This window comes from Enterobacter cloacae complex sp. Mu1197, assembly GCF_040059225.1.
Classification (GTDB): domain Bacteria; phylum Pseudomonadota; class Gammaproteobacteria; order Enterobacterales; family Enterobacteriaceae; genus Enterobacter; species Enterobacter quasiroggenkampii.
In genome coordinates, this window is sequence record NZ_CP157375.1 from 1,408,177 (window position 1) to 1,428,893 (window position 20,717).

Annotated in this window: 19 protein-coding genes; 5 read left to right on the top strand and 14 right to left on the bottom strand. The window is 54.8% G+C overall.

Annotated features, from left to right (window positions below):
• Positions 1-178: 178 nt before the first annotated feature.
• Both rhlE and dinG read left to right on the top strand, forming a co-directional pair.
• Positions 179-1,558, top strand: a complete 1,380-nt coding sequence (rhlE, locus tag ABFV38_RS06680) for an ATP-dependent RNA helicase RhlE (RefSeq protein ID WP_348958886.1) — start codon at positions 179-181, stop codon at positions 1,556-1,558.
• Between the two features lie 97 nt (positions 1,559-1,655).
• On the top strand, positions 1,656-3,833 hold the full coding sequence (gene dinG / locus ABFV38_RS06685) for an ATP-dependent DNA helicase DinG (RefSeq protein ID WP_048027009.1): 2,178 nt from the start codon (positions 1,656-1,658) through the stop codon (positions 3,831-3,833).
• On the opposite strand, the gene ABFV38_RS06690 is transcribed toward dinG, so the two are convergent.
• The 5 genes from ABFV38_RS06690 to ABFV38_RS06710 all read right to left on the bottom strand — a co-directional run bounded on the left by ABFV38_RS06690 (position 3,820) and on the right by ABFV38_RS06710 (position 9,192).
• On the bottom strand, positions 3,820-4,323 hold the full coding sequence (locus tag ABFV38_RS06690; RefSeq protein ID WP_048027613.1) for a fimbrial protein: 504 nt from the start codon (positions 4,321-4,323) through the stop codon (positions 3,820-3,822). The genes dinG and ABFV38_RS06690 overlap by 14 nt on opposite strands.
• A gap of 5 nt (positions 4,324-4,328) precedes the next feature.
• Positions 4,329-5,318: a fimbrial protein gene (locus ABFV38_RS06695; protein WP_348958889.1), complete on the bottom strand. Its 990-nt coding sequence runs from the start codon at positions 5,316-5,318 to the stop codon at positions 4,329-4,331.
• Positions 5,319-5,338: 20 nt separating this feature from the next.
• A complete protein-coding gene (locus ABFV38_RS06700; RefSeq protein WP_348958891.1) occupies positions 5,339-7,882 on the bottom strand; it encodes a fimbria/pilus outer membrane usher protein in 2,544 nt (847 codons plus the stop codon).
• Positions 7,883-7,912: 30 nt separating this feature from the next.
• Complete coding sequence (locus tag ABFV38_RS06705) at positions 7,913-8,587, bottom strand: molecular chaperone (RefSeq protein ID WP_252073969.1); 675 nt, start codon at positions 8,585-8,587, stop codon at positions 7,913-7,915.
• A 68-nt stretch (positions 8,588-8,655) separates the two neighbouring features.
• Positions 8,656-9,192: a fimbrial protein gene (locus tag ABFV38_RS06710; RefSeq protein ID WP_348958893.1), complete on the bottom strand. Its 537-nt coding sequence runs from the start codon at positions 9,190-9,192 to the stop codon at positions 8,656-8,658.
• A gap of 256 nt (positions 9,193-9,448) precedes the next feature.
• Here ABFV38_RS06710 and ybiB point away from each other — a divergent pair, with 256 nt between their 5' ends.
• Positions 9,449-10,411, top strand: coding sequence for a DNA-binding protein YbiB (gene ybiB / locus ABFV38_RS06715; RefSeq protein WP_045909504.1), 963 nt, complete (start codon positions 9,449-9,451; stop codon positions 10,409-10,411).
• 118 nt (positions 10,412-10,529) lie between these two features.
• Here the strand turns inward: ybiB and ybiJ are convergent, their stop codons facing one another.
• From ybiJ to mcbA, 3 genes are all read right to left on the bottom strand, one after another.
• Entirely contained in the window at positions 10,530-10,790 is a 261-nt protein-coding gene (gene ybiJ / locus ABFV38_RS06720; protein ID WP_023310874.1) for a DUF1471 family protein YbiJ, read from the bottom strand.
• Between the two features lie 285 nt (positions 10,791-11,075).
• Positions 11,076-11,342 (bottom strand): DksA/TraR family C4-type zinc finger protein, encoded by a 267-nt coding sequence (locus ABFV38_RS06725; RefSeq protein WP_048962138.1) that lies wholly within the window; start codon positions 11,340-11,342, stop codon positions 11,076-11,078.
• Between the two features lie 120 nt (positions 11,343-11,462).
• Positions 11,463-11,729 (bottom strand): DUF1471 family periplasmic protein McbA, encoded by a 267-nt coding sequence (mcbA, locus tag ABFV38_RS06730; RefSeq protein ID WP_045909506.1) that lies wholly within the window; start codon positions 11,727-11,729, stop codon positions 11,463-11,465.
• A 243-nt stretch (positions 11,730-11,972) separates the two neighbouring features.
• Between mcbA and rlmF the strand changes: the two genes are divergently transcribed.
• Complete coding sequence (gene rlmF / locus ABFV38_RS06735; protein WP_045909507.1) at positions 11,973-12,884, top strand: 23S rRNA (adenine(1618)-N(6))-methyltransferase RlmF; 912 nt, start codon at positions 11,973-11,975, stop codon at positions 12,882-12,884.
• Positions 12,885-12,932: 48 nt separating this feature from the next.
• On the opposite strand, the gene ybiO is transcribed toward rlmF, so the two are convergent.
• From ybiO to rhtA, 6 genes are all read right to left on the bottom strand, one after another.
• Positions 12,933-15,146, bottom strand: coding sequence for a mechanosensitive channel protein (gene ybiO / locus ABFV38_RS06740; RefSeq protein WP_048962135.1), 2,214 nt, complete (start codon positions 15,144-15,146; stop codon positions 12,933-12,935).
• 125 nt (positions 15,147-15,271) lie between these two features.
• Positions 15,272-15,994, bottom strand: coding sequence for a glutamine ABC transporter ATP-binding protein GlnQ (glnQ, locus tag ABFV38_RS06745; RefSeq protein ID WP_023292945.1), 723 nt, complete (start codon positions 15,992-15,994; stop codon positions 15,272-15,274).
• Positions 15,991-16,650 (bottom strand): glutamine ABC transporter permease GlnP, encoded by a 660-nt coding sequence (glnP, locus tag ABFV38_RS06750; RefSeq protein WP_003858462.1) that lies wholly within the window; start codon positions 16,648-16,650, stop codon positions 15,991-15,993. The genes glnQ and glnP overlap by 4 nt, the downstream gene beginning before the upstream one ends.
• Positions 16,651-16,743: 93 nt before the next feature.
• The gene (gene glnH / locus ABFV38_RS06755) at positions 16,744-17,487 is read right to left on the bottom strand and encodes a glutamine ABC transporter substrate-binding protein GlnH (RefSeq protein WP_023310880.1); all 744 of its coding nucleotides are present in this window, start codon (positions 17,485-17,487) and stop codon (positions 16,744-16,746) included.
• Between the two features lie 362 nt (positions 17,488-17,849).
• A complete protein-coding gene (gene dps, locus ABFV38_RS06760) occupies positions 17,850-18,353 on the bottom strand; it encodes a DNA starvation/stationary phase protection protein Dps (protein WP_008501171.1) in 504 nt (167 codons plus the stop codon).
• 299 nt (positions 18,354-18,652) lie between these two features.
• Complete coding sequence (gene rhtA, locus ABFV38_RS06765) at positions 18,653-19,540, bottom strand: threonine/homoserine exporter RhtA (protein WP_008501172.1); 888 nt, start codon at positions 19,538-19,540, stop codon at positions 18,653-18,655.
• A 354-nt stretch (positions 19,541-19,894) separates the two neighbouring features.
• On the opposite strand from rhtA, the gene ompX reads away from it, so the two are divergent.
• Positions 19,895-20,413: an outer membrane protein OmpX gene (ompX, locus tag ABFV38_RS06770; protein WP_348958897.1), complete on the top strand. Its 519-nt coding sequence runs from the start codon at positions 19,895-19,897 to the stop codon at positions 20,411-20,413.
• Positions 20,414-20,717 lie beyond the last annotated feature (304 nt).

The following is a 20,717-nucleotide window of genomic DNA, read 5'->3' on the forward strand; positions in this document are numbered from 1 at the left end:
TGATTAAGATTATGCCTGATTCACGCTTACGTCGAGGGAACGCGGAGGGATATTTTATGCGCCACGTCACAAAAGCTGCTACACTCCGCCCCTTCGCGACATTGTGGTTTTTGTCCTCCTAATTGTTATATCTCCCTGAAAACTACACCTGTGATGGTCGGGGCGGTTCGGAGTTTTTATGTCTTTTGATTCCCTTGGCCTGAACCCGGAAATTCTGCGCGCGATCGCAGAGCAGGGCTACGTTGAGCCAACCCCAATCCAGCAGCAGGCTATTCCTGCCGTTCTTCAGGGTCGTGACCTGATGGCCAGCGCCCAGACCGGCACCGGTAAAACCGCGGGCTTTACGCTGCCGCTGTTAGAGCTGCTGGTAAAAAACCAGCCGCACGCTAAAGGCCGTCGTCCGGTTCGTGCGCTGATCCTCACCCCAACCCGCGAACTGGCCGCGCAGATTGGCGAGAACGTGCGTGACTATAGCCGCTATCTCAACATTCGCTCGCTGGTGGTGTTCGGCGGTGTCAGCATCAACCCGCAGATGATGAAACTGCGCGGCGGCGTGGACGTGCTGGTGGCAACGCCGGGCCGTCTGCTGGATCTGGAACACCAGAACGCGGTGAAGCTGGATAACATCGAAATTCTGGTGCTGGACGAAGCCGACCGCATGCTCGACATGGGCTTTATTCACGATATTCGTCGCGTGCTGGCCAAGCTGCCGCCGCGTCGTCAGAACCTGCTCTTCTCCGCGACCTTCTCCGACGAGATCAAGGCGCTGGCGGAAAAGCTGCTGCATAACCCGCTGGAAGTCGAAGTGGCGCGCCGCAACACCGCCTCTGAGCAGGTGACGCAGCACGTTCACTTTGTGGATAAAAAGCGCAAGCGCGAACTACTCTCCCAGATGATCGGCCAGGGTAACTGGCAGCAGGTGCTGGTCTTTACCCGCACCAAGCACGGCGCGAACCACCTGGCGGAACAGCTGAATAAAGACGGCATCCGTAGCGCTGCGATCCACGGCAACAAGAGCCAGGGCGCGCGTACCCGTGCGCTGGCGGACTTCAAGTCTGGCGACATCCGCGTGCTGGTGGCAACCGACATTGCTGCCCGTGGCCTCGACATTGAAGAGCTGCCGCACGTGGTGAACTACGAGCTGCCAAACGTGCCGGAAGACTACGTGCACCGTATTGGCCGTACCGGTCGTGCGGCGGCAACCGGCGAAGCGCTCTCTCTGGTTTGCGTGGACGAGCACAAGCTGCTGCGTGATATCGAACGTCTGCTGAAGAAAGAGATCCCGCGTATCGAAACCCCGGGGTATGAAGTGGATCCGTCGATCAAAGCCGAGCCGATTCAGAACGGTCGCCAGGGCGGTCGCGGTCAGGGCGGCGGTGGTCGCGGTCAGCAGCCGCGCCGTGCCGAAGGCGGCGCGCCGAAGTCAGCGGGCAAACCGCCGCGTCGTAGCAACGACAGCAAACCGGTCGGTGACAATCCGTGGCGCAGCGGCGAAGGCAAGCCGGCAGGAGAAGGGCAGCGCCGACGCCGCCCGCGCAAGCCTGCTAACCCGCAGTAATCTGGAAGCCCGGTCATAAAGCCGGGCTTTTCTTTTTGCGGCTGCGAAGAGAAAGTGCCACAATAGTGGCTGTTTATACAGTATTTCAGGTTTTCCGATGGCTTTAACCGCTGCGCTCAAGGCGCAAATTGGCGCATGGTATAAGGCGCTACAACAGCAGATCCCCGATTTCATCCCCCGAGCGCCGCAGCGGCAGATGATTGCTGACGTGGCAAAAACGCTCGCCGGGGACGACGGGCGACATCTGGCGATTGAAGCCCCGACCGGCGTCGGGAAAACCTTGTCGTATCTCATTCCAGGCATTGCCATCGCGCGGGAAGAGGACAAAACGCTGGTGGTCAGCACCGCCAACGTGGCGCTGCAGGATCAGATCTTCAGCAAAGATTTACCGCTACTGCGCAAAATCATCCCCGACCTGCGGTTTACGGCCGCCTTTGGTCGCGGTCGCTACGTCTGTCCGCGTAACCTGGCAGGTCTTGCCAGCAGCGAGGCGTCGCAGCAGGATCTGCTGGCGTTCCTCGACGACGATCTCACGCCAAACAACAAAGCCGAGCAGGAGCTCTGCGCAACGCTGAAAGGCGATCTCGATGGCTATAAATGGGACGGCCTGCGCGATCACACCGATAAAGCCATCAGCGACGATTTGTGGCGCAGGCTCAGCACGGACAAAGCCAGCTGTCTGAACCGCAACTGTCACTACTATCGCGAATGCCCGTTTTTTGTCGCCCGGCGTGAAATTCAGGAAGCGGAGGTGGTTGTGGCTAACCACGCCCTGGTGATGGCGGCGCTGGAGAGCGAAGCGGTGCTGCCGGAGCCGAAAAACCTGCTGCTGGTGCTCGACGAAGGCCACCATCTGCCCGACGTGGCGCGCGACGCGCTGGAGATGAGCGCAGAAATTACCGCCCCCTGGTTCCGCCTGCAACTGGATCTCTTCTGCAAGCTTGTCGCCACCTGCATGGAGCAGTTCCGGCCGAAAACCACGCCGCCGCTGGCGGTGCCGGAGCGTCTGAGCGACCACTGCGAAGAGGTTTACAGCCTTATCTCATCGCTGAACAACATCCTGAATCTTTATCTTCCCGCAACCCAGGAGGCGGAACACCGCTTTGCGATGGGCGAACTGCCGGACGAGGTGATGGAGATTTGCCAGCAGCTGGCGAAGCATCTCGAAAAGCTACGCGGGCTGGCGGAGATGTTCTTAAACGATCTCAGCGAGAAAACCGGCTCGCACGACGTGGTTCGCCTGCACCGTATTCTTTTGCAAATGAACCGTGCGCTCGGCATGTTTGAAGCGCAGAGCAAGCTCTGGCGGCTGGCCTCGATGGCGCAGGCGTCGGGCGCGCCGGTCACCAAATGGGCCACCCGGGAAGTGCGCGACGGGCAGGTCCATCTGTTTTTCCACTGCGTGGGCATCCGCGTGGCCGATCAGCTGGAAAAGCTCATCTGGCGCAGCGTGCCGCACGTGGTGGTCACCTCTGCCACGCTGCGCTCCCTGAACAGTTTTTCGCGTTTGCAGGAAATGAGCGGGCTTAAAGAGAAAGCGGGCGATCGTTTTGTCGCGCTGGACTCGCCGTTTAACCACTGCGAGCAGGGGAAGCTGGTGATCCCGCGCATGAAATTCGAGCCGCTGATCGACAACGAAGAGCAGCACATTGCGGAAATGGCGGCCTACTTCCGCGAACAGGTTGAGAGCAGAAAATACCCCGGCATGCTGGTGCTGTTTGCCAGCGGGCGCGCGATGCAGCGCTTCCTGGAGCACGTCACCGATCTGCGTTTATTACTGCTGGTCCAGGGCGATCAGCCCCGTTACCGGCTGGTGGAAACGCACCGCAAACGTATCGATAACGGCGAGCGCAGTGTGCTGGTGGGATTACAGTCCTTCGCGGAAGGTCTGGATTTGAAGGGCGATTACCTGACGCAGGTGCATATTCATAAAATTGCCTTCCCGCCCATCGACAGCCCGGTCGTCATCACCGAAGGCGAGTGGTTGAAAAGCCTCAATCGCTATCCCTTTGAGGTGCAAAGCTTACCTGCGGCGTCGTTTAACCTCATTCAGCAGGTCGGGCGTCTGATCCGTAGCCACGGCTGCTGGGGAGAGGTGGTGATTTATGACAAACGTCTGCTCACCAAAAATTACGGCCAACGTTTGTTAAACGCGCTGCCGATCTTTCCGATAGAACAGCCAGAGGTGCCCGAGGTAAAAAAACGCCCGGCAACACTGACCGCCGGGCGCAGGAAAAGCATCCGTGCTAAGGGGCGCGGTCCTACTGGTAAGTGAAGGTCACCTGCACCACGCTGCTGAACGTCCCCGCGCTCACCGGCATGGAGGTGGCGTAGTAGCGTGCGGCGAGTGGGAAGGTGGCCGTATGATCGTTTTGATTAATCAGCGCGTTAAAGCTCGCCTGCGGGGCGATGAGAATATTGTCCTGCCGATCCGCCAGCTCAAGCGCTAGCCCTTTTGCGCTGCCGATGTTGGCAAATTTTGTCGGGTGCAGGCTGTCTGCCTGGCCATAGAAAAAGGCCGTTGCCAGCGTCAGCGTTTTGGGACAATGCGAGACGTTCAGCGAAAATTCTTTCCATTCGCCCGTATCCCCCACGTCTTTAAAATTGCCGGACGCTGTCTGGCCGAGGTCGACGGTTAAGTTTTTGCTGGCGCTGTCGATCACGCAGGTATTGGCATAGATATTCCCGACCATCTGAACCTGGATATCATCCGCCCAGGCCTGCGTCATCAGGGCCATCCCAATGAAAAGCACTATTTTTTTCATCATCGTCACTTATAGGCCAGAGTTATGGTGGCAACGGTGTTGGCCGGGCCGGGCGTGACCTCGTCGCTGATTTGCTGGTAGCGCACCTGGAAAGGGATATCCAGCGTCTGGTTGGCAACGGCCTCGCTGGAGGTCGTGACGTATTGATCGAAGGTGGCGATATCGTTGTCGAACAACATTCGCACCCCGACCCCGGTGGCCATTCCGGGCTGCTGAGTGAGTTTGATCACGCCAGCGTAGCCGGTCTCATAGCCGTTAGCGCTGGTGATTTTCACTTCAGGCTGCACCGTGGCGTTACAGTTGACCGTTACGTTAAACTCCTGTGCTGGCATGGAGAGCGTGCCGATGCTGATAAAATCGCTGACCGGAAAATCACCTAAATTAACGGTGAGGTTTTTAGGGGAAACGGAGCAGGTGACAGTCTGAACATTCACGTTTCCGGCATAGGAGATGGTATTCGGATTACCAATCCCTTCGTGTTGATAAACGCCGATGCCGAATTCCGTTTGCGCCATGGACAGCGCGCCTGACTGGATGTTATCGCTGGTTTTGACCAACTCAAGCGTCACATTAAAATCAAAGGACTGATTTGCATCGTCAGTGATATACCCCAGCGGCGTGCTGGTCGAGTTACAATAAATACCGCCAGCGCCGGTAATGCGTTGACCTTTATCATTCATCAGCGCGACGCCAATACCCTTTACACCTGAATCATATACACCTGCAAGTCCAGGAATTTCCGAGCCCGTGCCGTAATAGCAAGCGACAATGGGCAGCCCAAAGTTACTTGTGCCGTAGCAGGCTCCTGAAATATGGACGCTCTGTTCCGTCCCCTCAATGGTTGCGCCAACGGGCAGCGAGGAAGGGACGGATATAGAGGCGACGTCAATCAGCTTTGGCAGAGCGGGCGTATCGCATGATGCCTTCGCATGCGGCATAAACAATGCCGCCGTTCCAAGAACCAGTAAGAAAAAACACTGTTTAATTATCTGCATAGTTAAGCCTTCACGGTGAATCAATGACACTGCGCGGCAGCGTTAATGATGCTGTTTTTGTCTTTCTCATCCGTGAGGGCGTATTCAGCGACGCAATGTTCGCCGGCACCTTCACCCCACGAAACGGAGAGCGTGCCGTGCTGTGGCATGCCGGAGAGGTAGGTCTGGCCGCCGCTGCCCACGATAAATTCGCTGTCCTTATCGTCGGTGGTCACCGTTGCGCCAAAGGGCAGCGGTTTCCCGTTTTGCGTGAGCACCATCAGTACCCGGTTTCCCACGCGGGTGTTAAAGCTGGCGCGCACCACCGCGCCGCGGGTCGGGGTAACAACCTGCGCGGCGTGGGTAACGTCGGCGTCGTCCGGCAGTGTTTCGGTGTCCAGGGCAATCGTGTTATGGCGGTAGGCCGTGACGAACGGCACCACGGTATAGCCGCGGAAGTCGGTTTCAACGCCGGTCTGGTTGGCAATGTGCGTACCGTGGGTGCCCGGCGCTTTGACCAGTGCAATCGTTTCGCCGAGCGGCTGGCTCAGCGTTATGCCGTTGGCGTGGGCGATAACGCCGCCCTGCACGCCGACGTTTACGCTCTGCTGATAGTTGTCCTGACTCACGCCGCCGCTGAGCTCGCCGTAGGTGCCTTTGTAGTCAGCGTTCATGCTGGTCGAGTTTCCACTACCGGTGCGGCTAAGCCCCTCCTGGATGTTCCAGTTCAGGTTATCTTCGGCCAGTGCCGTGCCGTTAAGGCCAATGTTCTGCGTCGTGCCGTCTTTGGTATTGTTCAGGTTGTAGGTTGCCCAGGTGTTATGCATCCAGCGATCGAGCGGCACGGAGACGCTCAGTGAAAACTGGTTGTCGTTGGAGACGGAATTCCCGTTTTCATCGCTGTCGTCGGTATTCTTATTCATGCTGTAGCTCAGGCTGTAGCTCACGCCGTGCCAGCTGTTGTTGTAGCTGACGCTCATTGAGGTCATGTCCTGGCTCTGGCTCCAGTAGGTCTCTTTGACCAGGCTCAGCGTCATTGAGCCCCAGCCTTCGGGCAGGGTTTGGTCGATGGTGGCTTCTTCACGCTCGCGGCGCTGCTGCGGTGCCGACCAGTCATCCGAGCGGGTATAGGATTCCATGGTGTCTTCCAGCGTGTAGAACCCTTTGCTGTTGTAGCGATAGCCCGCCACGGAAAAATTCGTCCCCGATCCCGCAAAATCTTTGCTGTAGCGGAGGCGCGCAGACTGCCCTTTGCTGGACTGCTGTTTTTTCAGCAGCGCTTTTGCGCGGGTGACGTCGAGCGAGAAGGCGCCTAAATCTCCCATGTTTTTACCGACGCCCACCGCCTGAGACTGATAATGGCTGCTCTGCTGCACGCCGCCGTAGGCGGTGAATCCGTAAGGTAAGCCGTAAATTACGCTCCCCTGGGCAAACGGTGTTTTCTCGACGTCGCTGTCATACGAGCGGTAGCGGCCTGCGGTTACGCTGTAGCGCAGGTTTTTTTCACGCTGCAATACCGGCACCGACGCGTAGGGCACCACAAAGTGGCTTTCGCTTCCGTCGGTCTCTTTTACGGTCACCTGCAGATCGCCGCTGCTGCCGGTAGGGTAGAGATCGTTAATTTCAAACGCGCCGGGGGCAACGGTGTTCTGGTAAATGACATAGCCGTTCTGGCGAACCATCACCAGCGCGTTACTGTGCGCCGTTCCGCGAATAATCGGCGCATAGCCTTTTTCGCTGTCCGGCAGCATGTCGCTGTCGGAGTTAATCTGCACCCCGGTATAGGGCACGCTGTCGAACACATCGGCAGGCGAAGAGCTCTGCCCGACGGTGAGATCGCTTTTCATCGACACGATATCGCGCTGGGCATAGGTATAGACGGAGGAGAACTTCTGTTGTTCTTCCTTGCCCGTCGTGCTGCGATTCCAGGTGGAATAGTTGCGTACGCGCCAGGCCCCGACATTAAAGCCCGGGCGCAAATTGACGTACTGGCTGCTGTTATCCTCTTCGCCCTGCTGGCGAGCGTGGCTCTGGCTGGCGTTGGCGCTGTAGTTTAATAAGCCTGCGGTGATCCCTTCATCAAACTCTTTGGGATCGATATAGCCGCGTGGCACCTGGCCCAGTGCCGTTTGCGGTATGCTCAGGAGCAGCTGTTGATTCCGAACGTGGAACGAGGCCGATGCCGAAGGGATGGCGCTTAAGTCGGCACACGAACCCTTTGCCATTAACTGCGGGTATTTTTGGGTTTTGATGCCCAAACTTTTTAACTCTTCGAGGCTAAAACAAGGCTGAAGCGAACTGTTGCCCCGGCTATCCTGCTGCAATGTAAACGTCACGTCACGGGTGTCGATTTTATTATTATCAATATAGATCGCGACCTGGTATTTCCCCGGCGCCTGTCCAGGCCCTTTTTCATATACGGAGAGATCCGTTTTGGTCTGCTGAGGGTTGTCAATATCCAGCAGTGCCGGGTTAAAATAATCATCAGCCCACGCGAACTGCGCAAAACACACGGCTGCCAGACCACATAGCAGGGTCAGCAGCGTGAATAATTGCCAGGTGAACGGCTTTTTATGGCTGTACATGATTATTTTAATGCGTTATCAGATATGAAATTAATGAACGGATTTTGTCCAGGTTTTGCTGATGCTGCCGTAATCCGTAATAATGGAATACGTCACAGTATCGCCACCCGTATTGGCTGGCAGGGTAATGTGCGTTCCGGTTTCAGGCACGGCCCAGGTGGCTTTCGTGATTTTATGACCATTCAACGCCACGCTCTGGAAATTCATATAGAAGGGGGTCGGATTATTAACGACCAGATCGTTGCCTTCACGATGCCATTCCAGCTTATCCGCCATCTCTTCCGGCTTGCCCTTAACGGACGATGGACGGTAGAGTAATTTGATGCGCGTATTAATCGCAATTTGCAGCGTATTCACCCCCTCCACGTGCTTTGATGAGGGAATCGCTTTAATATTTAACCAGTACAGCGATTCGCGATCTTCCGGTAAATTTCCGCCGGTGCGAACGACGCGCAGTACGTTATCCTCTTTCGCATCAAGACGAAACAGGGGCGGTGTAATCAGGAATGGCGCAGCGGCATGATTTTTACTGTCGGTTTCAACCCAGGACTGCACCAGATAATCCGTTGTATCTGGATTTGAAATACCAAGAGATGACTCCTTTTTATCTCCCCGGTAGACCAGGCGGGTGCCATTAATAATGACTCCCGCATGAGCGGTCGCGGCTACCAGTAACAGAGTGCTCAGTAAATAACCATGGCGCATAAATATTTCTCAACATAAAGAAAAGATATTAGCTTTGACACAAAGCTAATATCTTCAGATTGAAAATATCAGTTATAAATAACGGTGAAGGTCGATACGGAGTTAGCAGGGCCAGCCGTAACGGCAGCCTGCGTCTGAATATATCGCGCTGCAAATTCCAGATCGTTAACCGTACTTCCTGCGTTGAGTGGATACGCGCGGGAAGGCGTATATAAGTTGACGGGTTGTTCAGATGAGTCAAGCAATTGAATGGCGACGCCGGTTGCGGCATTCGCATCTGCCGTTAACGCCAGCGTGGTGCTGTTATTCGCATCTGGCGTACCGCCAAAATTAATTGCTGCAGAGGTGACCGTCTCCGGACAATCTTTTAACTGAATATCAAATTTTGTTGGTGTGCTGGTGGAGCCTGCACCGGTGAATACCGTTTTAGAAACTTTGCCTAACTGGACGTTGAGTGGATCGCTTAATCCATTTACTACCTGACAGGCAGAATCAATAATTTCGCCGGTAAAGTTAATCTGTCCTTCACCGTTTGTTGCCGCAAAGGCGGATGCAGAACACCCTATCGTTGCAGCGATAAATAAACCTAAAGCAACCTTGTTCATAGTCAATCCTGGTGTGTTTCGGGTAAAAACGTTGCCTGGACGTTTTCACCGTGACCCTCAATAGTGTTTCGGCGACTATTTAATCAAAAAAGATATGCTTTAGAATCTTCTATAGAAATCACAAATAATTGAAATAAAGCTTGTCTTTCGTTAACTGCTAAAAAATCAGCGGGTTGATTGTCTTCATAAAAAACTATCGGCCAGCGCTTCTTCAGGACTATAGTGTTCACAAGATGACGTAGTCAGGAGAAAAGACGTGGATTATCGCAAAATTATCAAAGAGGTAGGGCGGGGCAAAAATCATGCGCGCGACCTGGATTACGAAACGGCTAAGGCACTCTATACGCACATGCTGAATGGCGATGTGCCAGATCTGGAGATGGGCGGCATCCTGATCGCGCTGCGTATTAAAGGGGAAGGTGAAGCGGAGATGCGCGGTTTTTACGAGGCGATGCAGGCGCAAACGATGCGCTTAACGCCGCCAGTCGCAAAGCCGATGCCGATTGTCATCCCCAGCTATAACGGGGCGCGTAAACAGGCAAACCTGACGCCGCTGCTGGCGATTTTACTGCACAAGCTTGGATTCCCGGTTGTCGTACACGGCGTAAGTGAAGATCCCACGCGCGTATTGACGCAAACCATCTTTGAGCTGCTGGACATCAAGCCGACCCTTCATGCGGGTCAGGCACAGGCGAAGCTTGACGGGCATCAGCCGGTCTATATTCCGGTTGGTGCGTTCTGCCCGCCGCTGGAAAAGCAACTGGATATGCGCTGGCGTATGGGGGTGCGTAACAGCGCCCACACGCTGGCAAAACTGGCAACGCCGTTTGGCGAAGATGCCGCGCTGCGGCTTTCCAGCGTCTCTCATCCGGAGTACGTGACGCGAGTCGGCAAGTTCTTTGAAGAGGTTGGCGGGCGCGCTTTACTGATGCACGGCACCGAAGGGGAGGTGTATGCCAACCCGCAGCGCTGCCCGCAGATTGTGCACATTGATTCTGCCGGCGCGCGCGTCATTCTGGAGCGCGGGACGGATAATCGTGATGTGGCGTTGCCCGAAGCCAAAGATCCGCACACCACCGCCCACTGGATCACCCAGTGTCTGGCGGGCCAGGTCCCTGTTCCGCACGCCATTACGCAGCAGATGGCCTGCTGTCTGCTGGCGACGGGCGAGGTGGACTCGATAGAGGATGGTCTGGCGCGCGTGGCGCAGTCTTTTTAACTAAAAAAAAGCCCGTCCAGTGGCGGACGGGCAAGCAAGGGTAACAAACAACAGGGTCAATGAGGGTTGGAGCAGCTCACCAGAGGGTTTGGCGAGGGGACAGCATTCGTTCAGGCGATTATTTGTAGATAACCGCGGTACCGCTCAGCTTGTTATTGCCGTTAGCGGAGGTAATGGTGTATCCGCTTGCACCGGCAGCAGCCGCTTTCTCAGCCAGTTTGGCTTCCAGACCGTCCAGCGTGGTCGCGCCATCAGCACTTACCACACCGACTTTATTCATGTTCTGTGCCTGAGTTGAAGAGACTGGCTCTACGGCGAAAGCGCCGAAGGACAGAGCGGACAGGGCAACAGCAGCTACAGCATATTTGATGGTTTTCATAATTAATCTCTCGCAGGTGTTTCTGTTAAGGGGACGATGTTCCGTCGATGTGATAAGTATCACGGTTTTTTGCGAGGGATAAAATCGAAGAGAATTGACGTGGTTGCTCAAAAAAATTGAATGACAAATAACTTATTGAATATTAATAAATTCAAACTGGCGATTTACACTTCTTGTTGATGCGCTTTACAGAAGAAAGATGAAGGGCACATTTTGCTACGCGGTTCGCTAAAAATCGTGAGCGTAAAGGTAAGGGCCTGTGCGGTTAACTTAGGTAAAGGAAAGTCAACGTAACTGGCTGTCTTTCGAACCCCTGCGATTATATCCCGAGTGCGATGAGTTTTTCGAATCTTTATGCTGCTGGCAGGTGATGCAAAACCTTACGCCGGGGATGGCTTTTCGGCGCGCCTCGGGAATAGGGTCTCCACACTCTTCGCATTCAGTTAAGCTTTCGCCGCGCGGAATTTCACCGCGAGCACGCGCTACCGCATCTTCAATTGTACTGTTGATCTGGTCGTTAACGGCATCATCATTTGCCCAGCCGGAAGCCATTATGCCCTCCTGATATTGGTTCAGCCCTGCTTTTAATATGGGGTTAAAAAACGAACAGTCAAGGCGAGGGGGAAGGGAACTGCACCCGTTGGACAGATGCAGTCTGGGGAAAAAAGCAGATTATTTATAAATGGTCGCTGTGCCGTACATATGGTTATCGCCGCCAGCGGAATTCACCACGAAGCCTTTTGCACCTTCCTGACGGGCTTTTTCGGCAAGTTTAGACTGGAGATCGTCAAGGTTGCTGGCACGGCTTACCGAGACGGTGCCCGCAGGCCGGAGCTGGCTGGTGTCGGTACTCGGGGTCAGCGACTGAACGGCCATCGCAGAGAATGACGCGGTCGCCAGGGCGGCAGCGATAACAGCAAGGGTCAGATACTTTTTCATAATCACATCCTCATGAGGAAACAACAGGTGATTCCCCTTAAGTTTAGAAGCCGGAGGAGTGTGACTTAGCGCAAATATTTGATGATGATCTGCTTATTTTTTGAACAACATCAGTTGACATTTCGCTGACAGATCATAGACATAAAGGTGTTTGATTTATGTCGAATTTTTAATCGATGCAGAGAAAGATTTACCGTTGGGCCAGCAAAGGGTATCTTACGCCGCTGTTTAAAGGAGAACGCCATGACTTCCCAAAAGCCGGGATTGCACCCACGAAATCGCCACCGCAGCCGCTACGACATGAATGCGTTATGCCTGAGCTGCCCGCCGCTGCAGGACTACATTGTCCAGACCCCCGCGGGTGAACCTTCGGTCAACTTTGCTGACCCCCAGGCGGTTAAAATGTTGAACAAAGCGCTGCTTGCACACTATTACGGTGTGGCGAACTGGGATATTCCCGAAGGCTTTCTCTGTCCACCTGTGCCGGGCCGCGCGGATTACGTGCATCACCTTGCCGACCTTCTTGCCGAAGGTAATGAGGGCGTTGTTCCAGAGCAGGCCACCATTCTGGATATTGGCACCGGGGCGAATCTGATTTACCCGCTGATCGGCGCGCATGAATACCACTGGCGCTTTACCGGAAGCGAAATCGGTGCCGAGGCCTTTGCCAGCGCCCAGGCGATTATCAGCGCGAACCCTGGGTTAAGCCGCGCCATTCGTCTGCGTCGTCAGAAAGAGGCGGCGTCGATCTTCAACGGTATCATTCACAAAAATGAAAGTTATGACGCCACGATGTGCAACCCGCCGTTCCATGATTCGGCGGCCGCGGCCCGTGCGGGCAGCGAGCGCAAGCGCCGCAACCTGGGTCAGGCGGAAGATGCCGCGCTGAACTTCGGCGGTCAGCAGCAGGAATTATGGTGTGAAGGCGGCGAAGTGGCATTTATCCTGCGCATGATTGCGGAAAGCAAACAGTTTGGTCGTCAGGTGAAGTGGTTCACGACGCTGGTTTCCCGCGGAGATAACCTGCCGCCACTCTACCGCGCGCTCACCGAAGCGGGTGCCGTAAAAGTGGTGAAAAAAGAGATGGCGCAGGGCCAGAAGCAAAGCCGCTTTATTGCCTGGACGTTTATGGACAATAACAAACGTCGCAAATAGAACGCCGTCGTAGGCCGGGTAAGGCGAAGCCGCCACCCGGCCACGAGGCTACAGCGTCGGCTCCTGCGGTGGCAGCGGCGCTGCGGGCGGCGGCAGTACCTGATAGGTCTGGACCGGCATCCGCACGTTCGCCAGATCGAAGTGTTTTTTCACCATGCTGTCGAGCGCAAAGCGCACCGTCCACTGCTTCAGCGGCTGGGTGGTGAACGACACGCGCAGGGTAAAGGCCGTGTTCGTCAGCCCGACAATGCCGGCAAATGACGGCTCGCCAATCACCAGTCCGCGAATGTCCTCCATCTGCATCAGTTCTTCTACCGCATCGCGTAGCGCCTGCTTCGCTTTATCGGCATCCTCATGACGATCCACATCGTAGTTCGCCACCACGGAACCAATGCCGCGCACAAAGTTGGCGAAGGTGGTTATCGAGGACCAGGGAATGATGTGGTACGCCCCGGTGTCCTGGCGCACGCCCACCGAGCGAATCGACATCCTCTCAACGGTGCCGGTTAACGGCCCGATGGTCACCAGATCGCCCGTGTTCATCCCGTTCTCAAACTGGATAAAGATGCCGGTAATAATATCCTTCACCAGCGTTTGCGACCCGAAGGAGATCGCCAGCCCCAGGGCACCGGCACCTGCCAGCAGCGGGGCGATATTCACCCCGATTTCCGACAGCACAATCATGATGGTGATGGTACTGATAATGACCGCCAGCGCGTTGCGGAACAGGGTTAACAGCGTTCTTGCCCGCGCGCTGGGCAGGGGACGGCCATGAATATCCGACACCAGACGGTTCTCGATAAGGCTCGCCAGCAGCGTCCAGCCGACGGCAGAGAAGAACAAAATCAACGCGATGCGAATCAGGATGTCGACCGTTTTCTCACCCGCACCGTTGTGCAGCCAGTTCCAGAAATCAAACAGGCTCCACGCATTCAGGAGCAGCATAATCGCCACGCAGACGGTGAGGATGCGCGCCACCTTCAGCGATACCGACATCCAGCCGTTTACCCGTTTTTGCAGTTCCGGGTAATTACGCTGTACCTGCGGCGACAGGGTGATGGTTTTCGAGATCCAGCGCGACAGCAGCCCCGACACAAACGCCGCAATGCCGATAATCGCCAGGCTTTTGAATGTTGCCCCCATCATAAATTTCAGGCTGTTTCCCGGGTCGAACAGCGAGAAGAAGCACAATACGATGAAGTAGGCGCTTGCCAGCCAGTGCCACACCAGGGCGAATGCGCGAATAAACAGGCTGAAGAACGAGAGGGAACGATCGGCCAGATGCAACAGGCTCTCAGTGATGGTCTTTTTATTGTGGAAGATAAGGTACAGCGACCAGACGGTAATGCAGAGCATGATAATGACGTTTGCCAGCGCGCCAAACTGGACGTTCACCTGGTTGGAGATGATCGGCACGGCAACCAGCAGACCGTAGCCAATCAGCCCGCTGAGCACGCTCAGGCGCAGCGCCCAGTACTTCGCCGTTTCATCCCGGATGGCGAAAGGACGCAGCGCCGGCACGTGGGGACAAAAGAGTAGCCGCAGCAGCGCCTTGAAGAACTCAATCAGGGCAAAGGCATTCAGGAAAAGCGACTGCTGGAAGGCGATGGTTTTGTTGCCCGCGTTCAGCCTGTCGGCCAGCATCTGGCCTAAGAACAGCGTCAGCGCCAGCAGCAGTAAATCAATGATAAACGCTGAGGCTATCATCAACGGCAGGTGCAGCCAGCTGCTTTTCTGCTGATTCTTTCTGCGTCCCCATTGCCCCATTTTGCGGTACAGCGGCCACGCGCACAGGCGCACCAGCCAGTAAAAAAGGAAGACTGCACCGGCCAGCATCAGGAACTGCGTGGCGGCGGCGGTAAACGTTTGTGGGTTAAACGGCTTATGCGGTGAGCCAATCAGGTTGCGGTAGAGCTGAGCAAAGCGCGAGGAGAGCGCTTCCCCATAGTGTCGGCTCACGTCGGTGACATTTTCCAGCACCGTTTTTTGTTCCTCCACCTGGGGAGGGGTGATGACAGGCACTGGCTCCTGCGGCGGCGTGGCGGCCACTTTCCGCAGCTGGCTGATGAGTTCCTGCCGGGAGGTGTCGTTCTCAAGGACGTCGGCGAGGGCGCTGTAGGCGGCTTTTTTCTGTTCGACATCGGGTTCAGGAGGGGGCGTACTTTGCTGACTGGCGGTTGTTCCGGTGGTCACGCCGGGGATCGCGACGGCGAACGATGGCGCACTAAACAGGCTAATCAACAGCAACAGGATCCACGGCACGGCGTCCTCCGGTGAAAATGTCGAACAAAATGATAAGTATAGAAGTCGGGACGCGGAGGGGGATTTTTGGGAACAATCTGGCGTAAAAAAGCCGGGCAAGCCCGGCTTTAGCGTCAAGCGAGGGATCAGGAGACGTGCTGCAGGAACTCCTGCAGACGCGGGCTCGGCGGGTTCGCAATCAATTCCTGCGGGTTACCGTCTTCCGCGATACGGCCTTTATCAATAAAGATCAGGCGGGACGCCACTTTCTCAGCGAAGCCGATTTCGTGGGTCACGATAACCATCGTCATCCCTTCTTCCGCCAGATCCTGCATGACCTTCAGCACCTCGTGGCGCAGCTCCGGGTCGAGTGCGGACGTAGGCTCATCAAACAGCATCAGTTTCGGTTTGACCGCCAGCGCGCGGGCAATTGCCACGCGCTGCTGTTGACCACCGGACAGCTCGGAAGGGTAGTGGTGCGCGCGTTCAGCCAGGCCGACTTTCGCCAGCAGATCTTTGGCCAGCGCTTCTGCCGCCGCTTTGTTGGCACCGCGCACGCGCAGGGGGCCAAACATCACGTTCTCCAGCGCCGTCAGGTGCGGGAACAGGTAGAACTGCTGGAACACCATGCCGGCTTCCTGGCGAATCAGACGGTCATCCACTTTCGGGTCATTCACCTTCAGGCCATCGACAATCAGGTCGCCGCTGGTGATCTCTTCCAGCTTGTTGATGCAGCGCAGCAGGGTCGACTTACCGGAGCCGGACGGCCCGATAATGACCACCACTTCACCCTGCTGGATGTTCAGATCGATATTGTGCAGCACCTGGGTTGGACCAAAGTGCTTGGAAACGTTTTTAAATTCAATCACAGGATTTTCATCCTTCTTTCAAGACGACGCAGAACGAAGCTCAGAACCAGAGTAATGATCAGGTAGACCACGGCCACCGCACTCCAGATTTCCAGCGCGCGGAAGTTGCCAGCAATGATCTCCTGCCCCTGACGGGTCAGTTCGGCCACGCCGATAACAATGAACAGCGACGTATCTTTAATGCTGATGATCCACTGGTTACCCAGCGGTGGCAGCATGCGACGCAGCGCCAGCGGCAGAATAACGTGGCGGATCGTTTCGCGACGCGAAAGGCCTAATGCCAGACCGGCTTCACTGAAACCTTTATGAATCGACAGCACCGCACCGCGGGTGATTTCCGCAATGTAGGCGCCTGAGTTGATCATAATGGTGACGACGGCTGCGCTGAACGGGTCGATGCGCAGGTCAGTGAATGCCATAGGCAGGGCGAAGTAAATGAACATGACCTGCACGACAATAGGGGTGCCGCGGATCACTTCGATGAAAACCAGTGCGATGTGGTTTGCAATCCAGCCACCGTAGGTACGGGCGAAACCGGCGACAAGACCGATAATCAACCCGCCAACCAGACCCAGGACCGAAATCCACAGGGTCATTTTAGCGCCTTCAAGCAAGAGTGGAATGGCAGGCCAGATGGCGCTCCAGTCAAACTGCATGATGTATTCCTGTATACCGTGGTGAAAAACGAAAAACGTAGGCCCGGTAAGCGGCAGCGCCACCGGGCGTTACAAACCTGAATTCAGGTGAAATTATTTAGGCTCGGTACCGAACCATTTTTTGTAGATTTCGTTATAGGTGCCGTTCTCTTTCAGCGTTTTCAGCGCGCCGTTAACTTTCGTGCGCAGGTCGTCGCTGCCTTTCGGGAACGCGATACCGTACTGCTGGGCTTCCAGAGACTCGCCAACGGCTTTGAACTTGCCGTTACCGGCTGTTTTGATGAAGTAAAGGATGTTCGGCGTGTCGTGCAGAACAGCGTCAGCACGGTTGGTGCCGAGTTCCATGTACGCGTTGTCGATGTTCGGGAACTGACGCAGGTCTTTGGTTTTGATATTGGCTTTCGCGTAATCAACCGAACCGGTGCCGCTCTTCACTGCTACCACTTTGCCGTCGAGATCTTTCACGCTTTTTACGTCGTTATTATCGGCTTTGACCATCACCAGCAGGCCGCTTTTGTAGTAGCCATCAGAGAAGTCGATCGCTTTTTTACGCTCGTCGGTAATGGTGATACCCGCCAGCGCCAGATCAACGTTCTTGGTTTGCAGTGCCGGAATAATGCCGCTGAAGTCCATCGGCTTCAGGGTGTAATCCAGTTTGAGTTCTTTTGCGACGGCGGCCCACAGATCCACATCGAAACCAACGTATTTATCACCCTGTTTGAATTCAAACGGAACGAACGCCGTGTCGGTCGCCACAACCAGTTTGTCGGCAGCCTGAGAGGACACCGCAAAAGCCAGGGTAAGTGCAGCCAGTGAAACTTTTAATACAGACTTCATAGCATTTCCTTTTATATCCACGGGGCGATCCCCTGCGAGAACAGGTGGCACAATGAAAAAATCGTGCCAACTTTACAAGCTATTGTTTTGCAAAGGGGATGATGTCATGCATTGCACAATAAATGGGGCAATGAGGTCTTATTGCACCAAAGTGGAGCACTGTTTTGGTGCGCTTCGTTTGGCTCAACTGACGGGGAGATATTTAGCGTAAATTCTGACGAAAAAACAATCTTCCGTTAACGGTTGTGTGAGGTGATTATTACAATTTCTTCACTTTTGCACGTTCTCAGGCAAAAAACGTGCACCATAGATGTGCAAAACCCTCACCGAAGGGCGAGGGTTTGATAGAAAATTCGTATGAATTATTCGATGTTAGATTCGATGAACCACAGGAACTGATCCAGATCGCGGGACGCGGCGGTGAAGATGTCTGCGGTATCTTCGTCTTTCGCTTCGCTAATCGCTTTGCGCACATCGTTCGCCACAATCGCATAGCGGTCCGCCAGCTCTTTCAGGTGATCCTGAACGGTGTGGATATCCAGCGGATAGCTTTTCAGCGGGGTTTTGCTGTTGATCACCTGTGTGGTGCCCAGCGCCACGCCGCCTAACTGAACGGCACGTTCAGCCATCGTATCGAGGTGGGTAACCAGTGCTGTGCGGAAGCCATCCAGCATTTCATGAACGGCAATAAAGTTTGCACCGCGCATATTCCAGTGGGCCTGTTTGGTGATCAGCGAAAGATCGATGAACTGGATCACCTGGCGATTCAGCAACTCAATGGTCGCTTTTTTGTCGCTGTCCGATACATCGTTACGGGTATAAAGCAGATTAGACGCTTTCGTTTTCACCAGTTTAGCGGTACTCATAATCTCATATCCTCTTGATGTTTATGTCCCAGGTAATTACGGAACTAAGTATAGCACCGGATTTTTTCTCTGCGGTTTGGCTGTGCCTATCGGTTTAATAGCGAGAAGGAGGTTGAGAATTTAATTTATTGAAAGTATTGGATAATTTATAAATTGATACAGATCAATCTTAATTGCTGAATGGGGAAGTTAACGCAGAGGAATATTTTGCTGGCAGGCGTGAGTGTGTAAGAAATTATAACGCCTGTGTTTCTGGCCTTTATTCTGCATGGCGTGGAAGCCATGCAGAATATATGGCCTTAGTTGATATCCACTTTCTCAACTTTTGGCTCCGGACGCATGGTAAGCGTCGAGCCCATTGATGCCGCGATAATCGAGCAGAGCGCCAGCGTTTGGGTCAATGTCAGGGTTTCGCCGAGAAACACCATCCCGGAAATCGCGGCAAGCGCAGGCTCCATACTCATCAGGGTGCCAAATATGCGTGTCGGCAGACGCGTCAGCGCAATCATCTCCAGAGAATAGGGGAGTGCGGTAGAGAGAATCGCGACCGCCAGACCGATGGGCATGACGGACCATTGCCAGATAGACTCTGTCGCCTGCGCCATACCGATGGGCACAAACACGATGGCCGCAATCAGGGAGCCCAACGCAACGGTCGCCGGACCGTGCTCTTCCCCTGCGCGCTGGCCGGTGAGGATATAGACAGCCCAGCAGGCACCTGCGCCCAGCGCCAGCGCTGCGCCCGTCAGATCAATCTCAGAAACGCTCTGGCCCAACGGCAGCAGGAACCATAAGCCCAGTACGGCTAACACGACCCAGATAAAATCGACCGGACGTCGGGAGGAGAACAGCGCCACCGCCAGCGGGCCGGTAAACTCCAGCGCGACGGCAATACCCAGCGGTATCGTCTGGATGGAGAGGTAGAACAGGTAGTTCATTGCCCCCAGGGAGAGTCCATAAAACAGCAGCGGTAAACGCTGCTCCTTTTTGAAGCGCAGACGCCACGGTTTAAAAATGACCACCAGTATTGCCGTGCCCAGCACAATACGCAGGGCGGTCACCCCGGGCGCGCCAACCAGCGGAAAAAGCGATTTTGCCAGCGAGGCGCCGCTTTGAATGGACAACATGGCAATGAGTATGACGGCTACCGGCAACCAGACCGACGACGTGCGGGATAACCCAGGCATCCTTTCTCCTGTCAGCTTATGTCAAATGAGGTAAAGGTTGCAGTGTAAAGGAAATATGCGGCTACGGTTGAGGTACTGTTGAAAAAAAAACAGGTGAAATCCGTAAAATGGTTAAGCGCTGGTGGATTTATCGCCTGTCAGATTAGGAATAATCTGGATGAATGTAACTGCGCAGACGCGCACTATGCGCATTTAGTAGTGAAAATTGCATGTGATTTGAAAGAGATAGCTGATGCTGGAAACGTTCTGTTACAGGAAAGGTTTCATTAGACATCACGAATCACAAAGAGTTTCGCAAATTTTTTTGATATATTTAAAACTTACGGACTTACTTGGATCACATTTGAGGTGGTTATGAAAAAAATTGCATGTCTTTCAGCACTGGCCGCTGTACTGGCTGTTTCCGCAGGTACCGCTGCAGCTGCTACTTCTACTGTTACTGGTGGTTACGCTCAGAGCGACTATCAGGGCGTGATGAACAAAGCTAACGGTTTCAACCTGAAGTATCGTTACGAGCAGGATAACAACCCACTGGGCGTGATCGGTTCTTTCACCTACACCGAGAAAGATCGTTCTGAAAACGGCGCATACAACAAAGGCCAGTACTACGGTATCACCGCGGGCCCAGCTTACCGTCTGAACGACTGGGCAAGCATCTACGGTGTTGTAGGTGTTGGCTACGGTAAATTCCAGCAGACCGAAAACGAAGGTCTGAACCGCACTGCAAGCAACAGCGACTACGGCTTCTCCTATGGCGCAGGCCTGCAGTTCAACCCAATCCAGGACGTTGCTCTGGACTTCTCCTATGAGCAGAGCCGTATCCGCAACGTTGACGTTGGCACCTGGATCGCGGGCGTAGGTTACCGCTTCTAATCACTTCGGTGATTAAATGAAAAATCCGCCCACTGTGGCGGATTTTTTTTATTTTGTTCCCTCCCGCTGTGGGGAAAGATCCCAGGTAACTTTAAACCAGAAGCGATTCAGGTTTTGAAGTGAAATGATTAACCTTCAGCGATGCTATGGTCCGGCTGTAAATCGCCGAAGCGTTTCCGTAAGGCCGGGGCAAGGCGCAGGGATGCGCCGAGAGGGCGTGGCCTGCAAGGATGCAGGCTCATGCCCGACCCGATAGCCTGAAGGAATAAGCTGAGGGTACCGCGAAGCGGCGATTTACCGCCGG